The following is a 12,647-nucleotide window of genomic DNA, read 5'->3' as shown; positions in this document are numbered from 1 at the left end:
GCGATGTGACACCGCAGGCGGTCGAAGCCTTGTTCACCCGCGATGACGGCGGGTTCCTGTTCGCGCGCTGGGGGCGGCCCATTGCGCCGGTGGTGTTCGGCGTGACCGACGAAACCCTTGCGGTGGTCAAGGGCGCGTTCGAGGCGGTCGTGGCGCTTGCCGGGCACAGGATGGCTGGCACCGATCCCGAATTGGGCAGCAACTGCCAGATGTTCTTTTTCCGCGACTGGGAAGAATTGCTGGAGGTGCCGGATCTGGGCCGGTTGTTGCCGGATCTGCCGGCGCTGGTGGCCCGGCTGCGAGAGGCGGGGGCGAACCAGTATCGCGTGTTCCGGTTCGATGAGGCGGGGGCGATCCGGGCTGTCTTCGTTTTTCTGCGGATGGATCGGGCGATGGCCGATCAGCCGGCCGAGACGCTGGCGCTGGCGCAGGTGGCCCAGGTGATGCTGCTTTGGGCCGAGGGCGCGTTTCGGGACCGGTCACCTCTGGCGCTGGCGGGCGAGCAGGTGATTCTGCGCCCCGACATCGCAGGCGTGATCCGGGCGGCCTATGATCCGGTTCTGCCCGACGTGGCGCGGGATCCGGGCCATGCGCTGCGGCTGTTCGCGCGGCTGCGGATGGGCGGGTCGTGACGTCGGAGGCGGGCGCCCCCTTGCCCGGCGAGGCGCAAGCTGGTTGAGTGCCGCTGCAGGCAGCCGGGCGAGCGCGATGATTCACACCTTTCCGATCCGGGTTTACTACGAAGACACCGACATGGGCGGGATAGTCTATCACGCCAACTACCTGCGTTATATCGAACGCGCCCGATCGGACTGGGTGCGTCGGCTGGGCAACGACCAGAACGCCATGCGCGAGGCGGGGATCGTCTGGGTGGTTCGGCGGATCGAGGCCGACTACATCGCGACCGCGAAATTCGAGGACGAGCTGTTGGTGGAGACCACGATCAACTCCATGACCAACGCTCGGCTGGTGATGGATCAGGTGGTCAAGCGCGACGGCGCGCCGATCTTTCGCGCCCGGGTCACGGCGGTCTGCATGAACAGCGCGGGCAAGCCGGTGCGCTTGCCGGCAGAGATTCGCGCATTGCAGTCGCAATAGCGTGACCGCATGGCGGTTCAGGTGGCAATCGCATTCGAACTGCGATAGGTTTGCCGCAGTCAAGGCCGAAGGAATACGGCCGCTGAACCGAACAGAGCAGGCATATGGAAGCAGAAACTCTGGCTTTGGCGCAAGGGATCGACATGTCCCTGTGGGCGCTGTTCGCGCGCGCCACGCTGACCGTGAAACTGGTCGTCGTCGTCCTGATCCTTGCGTCCTTCTGGTCCTGGGCGATCATCATCCAGAAGCTCATCACCTATCGCGCCGCCCGCGCCGAGGCCGAGGCCTTCGATCAGGCCTTCTGGTCGGGCCAGCCGCTGGACGAGCTCTATGGCGAGATCGGCCCGGATCCTGACGGCAGTTCCGAGCGGATCTTTGCCGCCGGCATGCAGGAATGGCTGCGGTCGCACCGCAACGACGGCGGGTTGATCGCCGGAGCGCAGGCGCGGATCGACCGGTCGATGGACGTGGCGATCGCCAAGGAGGCCGATTTCCTTCAGCGCGGGCTGACAGTGCTGGCCACGGTCGGCTCGACGGCACCCTTCGTGGGGCTCTTCGGCACGGTCTGGGGCATCATGAACGCGTTTGTCGAGATCGCGCAGCAGCAGAACACCAACCTGGCCGTGGTGGCCCCGGGCATTGCCGAGGCCCTGATGGCCACGGCGCTGGGCCTGCTGGCGGCGATCCCGGCGGTGGTGTTCTACAACAAGCTTTCCGCCGACGCCGACCGGATCGTGGCCGGTTATGAGGCTTTCGCCGACGAATTCGCGACCATCCTGTCGCGGCAGCTGGACGGCTGAGCCATGGGCGCGGGGCTGCAGCAGGGATCGGGGGGCGCGCGGCGGCGCAGACGGGATCGCCACGCGCGGGTGCGCCCGATGTCGGACATCAACATCACGCCGTTCGTGGACGTGGTGCTGGTGCTGCTCATAATTTTCATGGTCGCGGCGCCGCTGATGACCGTGGGCGTGCCGGTGAACCTGCCCAAGACCGCCGCGCATGCCCTGCCCGCCGACAGGGAAGAGCCGCTGACCGTGACGCTGACCGCCGGGGGCGAGGTGCAGATCCAGATGACCCCCGTGCCGCGTGAGGAACTGGTGGCGAAATTGCGGGCGATCGCGTCCGAACGCTCCGGCGACCGGATCTATCTGCGGGCGGACGGGGCGATCCCCTATGCTGAGGTGATGCAGGTGATGGGGGCGCTGAACGCGGGCGGGTTTTCCAATGTCAGCCTCGTGACGGATACCGGCGGGCCAAGGCTCGGCGCGGGCCAAGAGTGAGGGCGGGCGGTGCAGACCGGCACCAAGATTTCGGGCATTGCGCATCTGCTGCTGATCGGCTGGGCGGTGTTCGGCGGGTCTTTCGATACCGAACCGCTGCCGTTCGAGGTGCATGACGTGTCGGTGATCTCTGCCGAAGAGTTCGCGGCCATGACTGCGCGGCCGGCAACGCCAGATGTTGCGGCCGAGCCCGAAGCGCCGGCACCGCCCGAGGCGCCGGTCGAGTCCCCGGATCTGGCCGCGGCGACCGAGGCGGTGCCGGCACAGGATGCGCCGGATCTCTCGACGCCCCCCGAAATAGAAGCGGCCCCCGAGCCTGCGCCCGAGATCCCGGTGCCGGACGTCGCGCCGGATGACACGCCGCCCGTCCCGGTTCAGCCCGAACAGGATGTGGCGGTGCTGACGCCGCTTCCGGTGCCGTCAAGGCCCGAATCGCGTGCGGTGGACCGTGTCGCGCCGCAGCCGGTCGCGCCGCCGCCGCCCGAGGCCCGGCCCGACGAGGTGACCTCGCCCGCCGTTACGCCCGACGAGGGGGGCGAGACGCGGCAGGCGCCGAAGGAGCAGACCGCCCCCGAGGCCGCGACCGACCGCATCATCACCGAGGCGGACAAGGGCGACGAGGTGGCGCCGAGCGCCTCGCTCCGTCCGCGCGCCCGCCCCGCCAGGGTGGCAAGACGGGAACCGAAGCCGGCCGAAAAGGCACCTGACGCGCAGTCTGCCGTCAAGGCAGCACTGGCCGAGGCGCTGGGTGGGGGCGCGGCGTCCCCGGACCCCGCGCCAAGCGGCCCGCCGCTGACCGCCGGGGAAAAGGACGCGTTGCGGGTTGCCGTGTCGAACTGCTGGAACGTGGGCTCGCTTTCGACCGAGGCGCTCAGGACCACCGTTGTGGTTTCTGTCAGAATGAACCGTGACGGCCGCCCGGATGCCGGTTCGATCCGGATGCTGTCCAGCACGGGCGGGTCGCAGGCGGCGGCGCAGCAGGCGTTCGGCGCCGCCCGCCGCGCCATCATCCGGTGCGGGGCGAATGGTTACAAGCTTCCCCCTGACAAATACGATCGATGGCGTGATATCGAAATGACGTTCAATCCCGAGAGGATGCGAATCAAATGAAAAGATTGCTGGCAGGTTTCCTTCTGGGTGTGGTGATGGCGGTTGGCCCGGCTGCGGCCCAGAACGGCCCCTTGCGGATCGAGATCACCGAAGGCGTGATCGAGCCCATGCCCTTTGCGGTGCCGGATTTCGTCGCCACCAGCCCGGCGGCGGCGCAGGCGGCGCGCGACATCTCGCGGGTGATCGCCGCGGATCTGTCGGGCACCGGCCTGTTTCGCGAGATTCCGGCCTCGGCCCATATCGGCAAGGTCACAGACTTCGACGCGCCGATCCAGTTCGCCGACTGGAAGGCGGTGAACGCCCAGGCGCTGATCACCGGCTCGGTCAGCCAGTCCGGCAATCGCCTGACCGTCAAGTTTCGCGTCTGGGACGTGTTCGCGGGCACCGAGCTGGGCACGGGTCTGCAATTTGCCGGCGCCGTCGACGGCTGGCGGCGCATGGCGCACAAGGTGGCCGATACGGTCTATTCCCGCATCACCGGCGAAGGCGGCTATTTCGACAGCCGCGTGGTGTTCGTATCGGAAAGCGGGCCCAAGAACGATCGACGCAAGCGGCTGGCGATCATGGATTACGACGGGGCCAACGTGCAGTATCTGACCGACAGTTCGGCCATCGTGCTGGCGCCTCGGTTTTCGCCCACCGGCGACCGGATCCTCTATACCAGCTACGAAACCGGCTTTCCGCGCATCTTCCTGATGGATGTGGGCAAGGTGCGGCGCAAGCAGTTGCCCACGCCCGAAGGCACGATGAGCTTTTCCCCCCGCTTTTCGCCCGACGGGCGCAAGGTGGTCTATTCGCTGACCCGAGGCGGCAATACCGATCTCTATGAGATGGACATTCGCAGCGGCAAGAGCCGCCGCTTGACCAATTCACCCTCGATCGAAACCGCGCCCAGCTTTTCGCCCGATGGACGGCAGATCGTCTTTGAAAGCGACCGGTCGGGCACCCAGCAACTCTATATCATGCCCGCGGGGGGCGGAGAGGCGCGGCGGATCAGCTTCGGCCAGGGGCGCTATGGCACGCCGGTCTGGTCGCCGCGCGGCGATCTGATCGCTTTCACCAAGCAGAACAAGGGCCGGTTCCATATCGGCGTGATGCGCACCGATGGCAGCGAGGAACGTCTGCTGACCGCGTCCTTTCTGGACGAAGGCCCCACCTGGGCCCCCAACGGCCGCGTGATCATGTTCACCCGGGCGACCCGGGGCGCGGCCGGGCGGTCGTCGCTTTATACCGTGGACATAACCGGGCGGAATCTGCGGCAGGTGCGCACCCCCGACGGGGCCAGCGATCCGTCGTGGTCCCCCTTGCAGAAGTGATGAGATACCGGCCGCGGCCTGCGTTTCCCTGCGTGGGCGGATGTGCTAGAAATCGAACAGGGAAAAGGCAGGAGGCATGGCGTTCGACATGACTATTCCGGGCAAGATGATCTTGATGGGCGCCGTCCTGGCGCTGGCGGCGTGTTCCAACGCGACCAGATACGACGGCAGCGGCGGCATGGGTGCGGGCGGCGCGGTTGCGCCGGGGTCGGTGGAAGATCCCACTTCGCCGGCCTATTTCCAGCAGGCGATCGGCGACCGCGTGTTCTTTGCCGTGGACCAGTCCTCTCTGAGCGACGAGGCGCGCGCCGTGCTGCGGGCCCAGGCCGAGTGGCTGATGAACAACCCCGACTACAATGCCCTTATCGAGGGTCACGCCGATGAACAGGGCACGCGCGAATACAACCTCGCGCTGGGGGCGCGGCGGGCGAACGCGGTGCGCGAATTCCTGATCTCGCGCGGGGTCGCCGGCAACCGGATCACCACGATCAGCTACGGCAAGGAACGCCCGGTCGAGATCTGCAGCGATGAAAGCTGCTATGCCAAGAACCGCCGCGCGGTGACCGTTCTGCAAAGCGGTCTGACGGGGTAGGCGGGCATGAGGTTCGCGGTTCTGGCCCTTGTGGGGGTGCTGTTGGCCTCGGGCCCGGTGTCGGCGCAGGAACGTCAGCAGACGCTGGCCGACATCCGGCAGGAGTTGACCGTCCTCAACGTCGAAATCCAGCGGCTCAAGCGCGAGCTGTCCACCACCGGCGCGCCGGTGACCAATCTGGCCGGCACGGAGATCCTTGACCGCATTGCAGCGATCGAGGCGGAGCTGCAGCGTCTGACTGCCGAGACCGAGGCCCTGACCCACCGCATCGACCGGATCGTGAAGGACGGCACCAACCGGATCGGCGATCTTGAGTTCCGGTTGGTCGAACTGGAAGGCGGCGATGTCAGCCAGCTGGGCGAGACGACCACGCTGGGCGGCGATCCGCTGACCGCACCGGTCCCCAGCCCCGATCCGCAGCCGAAGGACGACACGGAGCTGGCCATCGGCGAACGGGCCGATTTCGAGGCGGCCGAACAGGCCCTGACCGATGGCGATTATCAGCGCGCGGTGGATCTTCTGGCGCAATTCGACGAAACTTATCCCGGCAGCCCCCTTGGTCCGCGCGCTCATCTCGAACGCGGCAAGGCTCTGGAGGGGCTGGGCGACACCCGCGAAGCGGCGCGGGCCTATCTGGAAAGTTTCAAGAACGATCCCACCGGCGATACGGCGGCCGAGGCGCTCTATCGCCTTGGCGCGGCGCTGGGGCGGCTGGGACAGATCAGCCAGGCCTGCGTGACGCTGGCCGAGGTCGGGGTGAGGTTCCCCGAGTCCCCCGATGTTGCGCTTTCACGACAGGAGATGCAGTCGCTGGGGTGCCCGTGACCGATGTCGATAGCAGCATCCTTGCCCAGGTGCGGGACTGGTTCGGGGATGCCTTGCCCGAAAGGTTGGGCGTGGCGGTGTCCGGCGGGGGTGATTCGGTTGCGCTTCTGCACATTCTGACCCGCTGTTTCGGCGAAAACGGGCCAGAGATCCATGCCGTGACGGTGGATCACGGGTTGCGTGCCGAATCCGCGGACGAGGCCGCCATGGTGGCGCGAATGGCCGGAGCCCTTTCGGTGCCCCACGACACGCTCTGCTGGGAGGGATGGGACGGCGCGGGCAACCTGCAGGATCAGGCGCGGCGCGCGCGATACAGGCTTTTGTCCCGCTGGGCGCGATCGAGCGGGATCGAGATGCTGGCCCTTGCGCATACGGCCGATGATCAGGCCGAGACCGTGCTCATGCGGCTGGGCCGCGCGGCCGGGGTGGACGGGTTGTCGGGCATTCCCGAACGGCGCATCGAAGGCGGCGTGACCTTTGTCAGGCCGCTCCTGGGCGTGACCCGGCAGGCGCTGAGGGCCTACCTTGTCCGGAATGCGATCGAATGGGTCGAGGATCCTTCCAACCGGGATGACCGCTTTGACCGGATCAGGGCTCGCCGGGCACTGGAGGCGCTGCAACCGCTGGGGATCACGGTCACCGCGCTGGCGGACGTGGCCCGGCACATGGCGCAGGCGCGGGCCGCTCTGGACTGGTACAGCTTTTTGGCTGCGCGCGACGTGGCGCGGCTGGACGCGGGCGACGTGTTGCTCGACAGGCGCGGTTTTCGGATTCTGCCCGAAGAGGTCGCGCGCCGTCTGCTGGCCCGGGTCGTGCGCTGGGTCGCCGGGGGCGAGTATCCGCCCAGGCGCGCGCCGCTGGCCGCCGCGATCGACGCGGTTCGGCACGGGCGCCGGGTTACGCTGGCCGGCTGCGTGGTGGGCGGTGACGCGGTCAGCGCGCGGGTGTGCCGGGAATATGCGGCGGTCCGCGACACGCGCTGTGCCGCGGGGGGGATCTGGGACGGACGCTGGCGGCTGAACGGTCCGGACCCGCAAGGGTGCGAGATCCGTGCGCTGGGCCGCGGCGGGCTGGACGCATGTCCGTCCTGGCGCGAGACGGGGCGCCCGGCCGAGTGTCTGATCGCCACGCCCTCCGTCTGGCGGGGCGACGAGCTGATCGCCGCGCCGGTCGCCGGCTGGTCCGGGCAATGGCGGGCGGAGACCATGCAGGGCGACGAGGAGTTCTTTGCCTCGTTTTTATCGCATTGAACCCGGCGCGATCATCTCTATTTTAAGGGTCTGGCAGGCCGTTCGTCCCCGATGGCCGCGAAACTGGGAGACTTTCCTTGGGCAACGCACGAAATATCGCCTTCTGGGTCGTTCTTTTTCTGCTGATTCTGGCGCTGTTCAACCTGTTCAGCGGATCGGGCGGCACCATGCAGAGCCGCGAGATCACCTATTCCGAATTCGTCAAAGAGGTGAATGACGGCGCCGTCGCGCAGGTGACGCTGGACGGCGAACAGATCCGGTTCCGCACCAAGGACGGGCAGGATTATGTCACCATCAAGCCCGAAGACACGTCGGTGACCCAGTTGCTGCTGGAAAAGAACGTCCCCGTCCGCGCCGAAAAGCAGGAGCAATCGGGGTTCCAGTCGTTCATCATCACGCTGTTGCCGTTCCTGCTGCTGATCGGTGTCTGGGTCTATTTCATGAACCGGATGCAAGGTGGCGGCCGCGGCGGCGCGATGGGGTTCGGCAAGAGCCGGGCCAAGCTGCTGACGGAAAAGCATGGCCGGGTGACCTTTGATGACGTGGCCGGCATCGACGAGGCCAAGGAAGAACTGGAAGAGATCGTCGAATTCCTGCGCAACCCGCAGAAATTCTCGCGCTTGGGCGGCAAGATTCCCAAGGGCGCGCTGCTGGTCGGGCCTCCGGGCACCGGCAAGACGCTGCTCGCGCGCGCCATCGCCGGCGAGGCCGGCGTGCCGTTCTTCACCATCTCGGGTTCCGATTTCGTGGAAATGTTCGTGGGCGTCGGCGCCAGCCGCGTGCGCGACATGTTCGAACAGGCCAAGAAGAACGCGCCCTGCATCGTCTTCATCGACGAAATCGACGCCGTGGGCCGGCACCGGGGCGCCGGCTATGGCGGCGGCAACGACGAACGCGAACAGACGCTGAACCAGCTGCTGGTGGAAATGGACGGCTTCGAATCGAACGAGGGCGTCATCATCCTCGCCGCCACCAACCGCAAGGACGTGCTGGACCCGGCACTGCTGCGCCCCGGGCGGTTCGACCGGCAGGTGACCGTGGGCAACCCCGACATCAAGGGCCGGGAAAAGATCCTGGCCGTGCATGCGCGCAAGACGCCGCTGGGCCCGGATGTGGACCTGCGCATCATCGCCCGCGGCACGCCGGGCTTTTCGGGCGCGGATCTGGCCAACCTCGTGAACGAGGCCGCGCTTATGGCTGCCCGCGTGGGCCGGCGCTTCGTCACCATGGAGGATTTCGAGAACGCCAAGGACAAGGTGATGATGGGGGCCGAGCGGCGGTCGATGGTTCTGACCAAGGACCAGAAGGAAAAGACCGCCTATCACGAGGCCGGCCATGCGGTGGTGGGGTTGACCCTGCCCCTGTGCGATCCGGTCTACAAGGCCACGATCATCCCGCGCGGTGGCGCGCTGGGTATGGTGGTGTCCTTGCCCGAAATGGACCGGCTGAACTGGCACAAGGACGAATGCGAGCAGAAGCTGGCGATGACCATGGCAGGCAAGGCGGCCGAGATCATCAAGTATGGCCCCGATCACGTCTCGAACGGCCCGGCCGGGGACATCCAGCAGGCCAGCCAGCTGGCGCGCGCGATGGTGATGCGCTGGGGCATGTCCGACAAGGTCGGCAATATCGACTATGCCGAGGCGCACGAAGGCTATCAGGGCAACACCGCCGGCTTTTCGGTCTCGGCGCACACCAAGGAGTTGATCGAGGAAGAGGTCAAGCGGTTCATTCAGGAAGGCTATGAACGCGCCTACAAGATCCTGACCGAGCGCAAGGAAGACTGGGAGCGTCTGGCCCAGGGCTTGCTGGAATACGAAACCCTCACCGGCGAGGAAATCGAGCGCGTGATGAAGGGCCAGCCGCCGCATTCGGACGACGAAGGCGACAAGCCCGACGAGGGCGCGGCGGTCAGCGTGGCCGCAATTCCCAAGACGAAGCCGAAGAAGTCTCCGCCCGAGGGCGGGATAGAGCCCGAACCGACCGTTTGATCGGGACGGACGGAATGTGGGACGCCGGGGTCGCAAGGCTCCGGCGTCTTTCGTCTTGTATCGGCGCAAGGGGGGCGATCGCCTCCAGCCGTTTCCGATCTGAAACCCCGCGCGGCCCGCGCGACGCATCGTGTCGCGAAAATGTCGGAATCCATCGCCGCGCGGGGGCATCGCCGCGCTATGGGTGGCGCAGCGCCGGCGGCCGCGCCGGCAGACAGGGACATTTTTTCAGGGATCGGCCCATGAGCTACAAGAGCGACATCGAAATCGCCCGCGAGGCGAAAAAGAAACCCATTCAGGAGATCGGCGCCAAGCTGGGCATCGACGCCGAGCACCTGCTGCCCTATGGTCGCGACAAGGCCAAGGTCAGCCAGGAATTCATCGAATCCCTCAAGGACCGCGAGGACGGCAAGCTGATCCTCGTGACCGCGATCAACCCCACTCCGGCGGGTGAGGGCAAGACGACGACCACAGTGGGTCTTGGCGACGGGCTGAACCGGATCGGCAAGAAAGCGGCGATCTGCCTGCGCGAGGCCAGCCTGGGTCCGTGTTTCGGCATGAAGGGCGGCGCTGCCGGCGGCGGCTATGCGCAGGTGGTGCCGATGGAGGACATGAACCTCCACTTTACCGGCGATTTCCACGCGATCACCAGCGCCCACAACCTGCTGGCGGCGATGATCGACAACCACATCTACTGGGGCAACGAACTGGGCATCGACGAACGCCGCGTGACCTGGCGGCGCGTGGTGGACATGAACGACCGCGCCCTGCGCGACATCGTGACCAGCCTGGGCGGCGTGGCGAACGGTTTCCCACGTCAGACCGGGTTCGACATCACCGTGGCGTCCGAGGTGATGGCGATCCTCTGCCTCGCCACCGACCTGAAGGATCTGCAGAAACGGCTGGGCGACATCATCGTCGCCTATCGCCGCGACCGCAGCCCGATCTATTGCCGTGATCTCAAGGCCGACGGCGCGATGACCGTGCTGCTGAAGGACGCGATGCAGCCGAACCTGGTGCAGACGCTGGAAAACAACCCCGCCTTCGTTCACGGCGGGCCGTTCGCCAATATCGCGCATGGCTGCAACTCGGTTACCGCGACCAAGACCGCGCTGAAACTGGCCGATTATGTCGTGACCGAGGCCGGGTTCGGCGCCGACCTGGGCGCCGAGAAGTTCATGGACATCAAGTGCCGCAAGGCGGGGCTCGCGCCCGACGTGGTGGTGCTGGTGGCCACGGTGCGGGCGATGAAGATGAACGGCGGCGTGGCAAAGGCCGATCTGGATAAGGAAAACGTCGCCGCGGTGGCCGATGGCTGTCCGAACCTGACCCGGCACATCGCCAACCTGAAACTGTTCGGCGTGCCGGTCGTGGTGGCGATAAACCATTTCGTAACCGACACCGACGCCGAGATCCAAGTGATCAAGGACAGCGCCGCCGCGCAGGGGGCCGAGGCGATCGTCTGTCGCCACTGGGAACTCGGCTCGGAAGGCACGGTCGAGCTTGCGACACGTGTGGCCGAGCTTGCCGATGCCAAGGTGGCCCAGTTCGCGCCGCTTTATGGTGACGACATGGGGCTCTTCGAGAAGATCGAAACCATCGCCAAGCGGATCTATCATGCCGACGAGGTGCTGGCCGACAAGAAGATCCGCGACCAGCTGCGCGCCTGGGAGGCCGCCGGCTATGGCCACCTGCCGATCTGCATGGCCAAGACGCAGTATTCCTTCTCGACCGACCCGAACCTGCGCGGTGCGCCGACGGGCCATTCGGTTCCGATCCGCGAGGTGCGCCTGTCGGCAGGGGCGGGCTTCGTCGTGGTGATCTGCGGCGAGATCATGACCATGCCCGGCCTGCCGCGCCATCCGGCGGCGGAAACCATCGGGCTGAACGATCTGGGCTATATCGAAGGGTTGTTCTGACCTGTAAAATGGGGTTTTTGCGGGCCGGACGTTCCCGGCCCGCAGGAGCCAGACCATGACACAGCCGATCGACCCCGGAACCTGCCATTCGATGGCCGAACTGCGCCGCGCGATAGATGCACTGGATGGACGGATCGTGCGGCTGTTGGCCCATCGCGCCGCCCTGATCGACCGGGCGGTCGAACTGAAACCCGCCGAAGGGCTGCCGGCACGCATCCCCGAACGGGTGCAGGCGGTGCTGGACAACGTCCGTTCCGAGGCGCGCGCCGTTGGGCTGGATCCCGACCTGGCCGCGCGCCTGTGGCAAATCTTGATCGAGTGGTCGATCGCGCGGGAAGAACGCGTGCTCGGCACCGCGGACGAGGAGTTTTCATGCGAGCCGCAGTAATCGACGGCAAGGAGATCGGCGCGAAGATGCGCGCCGAGGTGGCGCAAGAGGCCAGGGCGCTGGCCGAAGAGGGCTGGCAGCCCCGGCTGGTGTCGCTGATGGTGGGCGAACCGGCGGCGGCCGAGCTTTATGTGCGCAACCAGCGCCGCAGCGCGGAATCCGCGGGCGTGGAGTTCGAGGCCCGAACCTACCCGGCGGAGACCTCGCTGGAACAGCTGATCGGCATCGTGCAGGGCCTGAACGCCGACCCGCGCGTCAACGGCATCATCATCCAGCGCCCGCTTCCCGATCATATTCCCGTGAAGGTGCTGCAAAAGGCGGTGCATCCGCTGAAGGATGTCGAGGGCATGCATCCCGCATCCATCGGCAACATCGTCTACAACGATTTGGCTCTTGGTCCGTGCACCGCCGTGGCGGCTGTCGAGATCCTCAAGACCCTGCCGCTGAAGATCGAGGGGCTGGAGGTCTGCGTGATCGGTCATTCCGAGATCGTGGGCAAGCCGATCGCCTTTCTGCTGATGGGGCTGGGGGCGACGGTGACGGTGTGTCACCACATGACGCGCCATGTGGCGATGCACAGCCGCGCCGCGGATGCGGTGTTCGTGGCGGTGGGCAAGCCGGGGCTGGTGACCGGCGACATCATCAAGCCGGGCGCGGCGCTGATCGACATCGGGATCAACCGGGTGGAGACCCCGGACGGCCCCAGGACGGTGGGGGATGCCGATTTCGACAGTTGCGCCGAGGTGGCGGGCTGGATCACGCCCGTGCCGGGCGGGGTCGGACCGGTGACGGTGGCGACGCTGATGAAGAACGCGGTGCTGGCCACCCGGATGCAGAAGGAACAATACCGGGAGATGTTTGCCCGGACGGATGTGTAG

General features: G+C 66.6%; 13 protein-coding genes. All 13 read left to right on the top strand.

Annotation, left to right across the window (positions count from 1 at the left end; genetic code table 11):
- Positions 1-5 precede the first annotated feature (5 nt).
- Complete coding sequence (locus C4S70_RS06055; RefSeq protein WP_104007200.1) at positions 6-632, top strand: hypothetical protein; 627 nt, start codon at positions 6-8, stop codon at positions 630-632.
- Between the two features lie 76 nt (positions 633-708).
- Positions 709-1,098 (top strand): tol-pal system-associated acyl-CoA thioesterase, encoded by a 390-nt coding sequence (gene ybgC / locus C4S70_RS06050; protein WP_104007199.1) that lies wholly within the window; start codon positions 709-711, stop codon positions 1,096-1,098.
- Positions 1,099-1,202: 104 nt separating this feature from the next.
- Positions 1,203-1,898 (top strand): protein TolQ, encoded by a 696-nt coding sequence (tolQ, locus tag C4S70_RS06045; protein WP_104007198.1) that lies wholly within the window; start codon positions 1,203-1,205, stop codon positions 1,896-1,898.
- A gap of 3 nt (positions 1,899-1,901) precedes the next feature.
- Positions 1,902-2,378, top strand: coding sequence for an ExbD/TolR family protein (locus C4S70_RS06040; RefSeq protein WP_104007197.1), 477 nt, complete (start codon positions 1,902-1,904; stop codon positions 2,376-2,378).
- A 9-nt stretch (positions 2,379-2,387) separates the two neighbouring features.
- Positions 2,388-3,488 carry an energy transducer TonB gene (locus tag C4S70_RS06035; protein WP_104007196.1) on the top strand — a complete coding sequence of 367 codons (1,101 nt, stop codon included), beginning with the start codon at positions 2,388-2,390 and terminating at the stop codon, positions 3,486-3,488.
- Entirely contained in the window at positions 3,485-4,804 is a 1,320-nt protein-coding gene (gene tolB / locus C4S70_RS06030) for a Tol-Pal system beta propeller repeat protein TolB (protein WP_104007195.1), read from the top strand. The genes C4S70_RS06035 and tolB overlap by 4 nt, the downstream gene beginning before the upstream one ends.
- Positions 4,805-4,892: 88 nt before the next feature.
- A complete protein-coding gene (gene pal / locus C4S70_RS06025) occupies positions 4,893-5,396 on the top strand; it encodes a peptidoglycan-associated lipoprotein Pal (RefSeq protein ID WP_104007247.1) in 504 nt (167 codons plus the stop codon).
- A 6-nt stretch (positions 5,397-5,402) separates the two neighbouring features.
- Positions 5,403-6,221: a tol-pal system protein YbgF gene (gene ybgF / locus C4S70_RS06020; protein WP_104007194.1), complete on the top strand. Its 819-nt coding sequence runs from the start codon at positions 5,403-5,405 to the stop codon at positions 6,219-6,221.
- Positions 6,218-7,471 carry a tRNA lysidine(34) synthetase TilS gene (gene tilS, locus C4S70_RS06015; protein ID WP_104007246.1) on the top strand — a complete coding sequence of 418 codons (1,254 nt, stop codon included), beginning with the start codon at positions 6,218-6,220 and terminating at the stop codon, positions 7,469-7,471. Before ybgF ends, tilS begins: the two co-directional genes overlap by 4 nt.
- Before the next feature lie 77 nt (positions 7,472-7,548).
- Positions 7,549-9,462, top strand: a complete 1,914-nt coding sequence (gene ftsH, locus C4S70_RS06010; RefSeq protein WP_104007193.1) for an ATP-dependent zinc metalloprotease FtsH — start codon at positions 7,549-7,551, stop codon at positions 9,460-9,462.
- Between the two features lie 242 nt (positions 9,463-9,704).
- Entirely contained in the window at positions 9,705-11,381 is a 1,677-nt protein-coding gene (locus C4S70_RS06005) for a formate--tetrahydrofolate ligase (RefSeq protein WP_104007192.1), read from the top strand.
- A gap of 55 nt (positions 11,382-11,436) precedes the next feature.
- Positions 11,437-11,769 carry a chorismate mutase gene (locus C4S70_RS06000; protein WP_104007191.1) on the top strand — a complete coding sequence of 111 codons (333 nt, stop codon included), beginning with the start codon at positions 11,437-11,439 and terminating at the stop codon, positions 11,767-11,769.
- Complete coding sequence (locus C4S70_RS05995) at positions 11,754-12,647, top strand: bifunctional 5,10-methylenetetrahydrofolate dehydrogenase/5,10-methenyltetrahydrofolate cyclohydrolase (protein WP_104007190.1); 894 nt, start codon at positions 11,754-11,756, stop codon at positions 12,645-12,647. The genes C4S70_RS06000 and C4S70_RS05995 overlap by 16 nt, the downstream gene beginning before the upstream one ends.

Origin of the sequence: Jhaorihella thermophila (genome assembly GCF_900108275.1) — a bacterium.
GTDB classification, from domain to species: domain Bacteria; phylum Pseudomonadota; class Alphaproteobacteria; order Rhodobacterales; family Rhodobacteraceae; genus Jhaorihella; species Jhaorihella thermophila.
The sequence above is the reverse complement of the archived record's forward strand: the minus strand, read 5'-3'. Positions and strand labels throughout refer to the sequence as shown.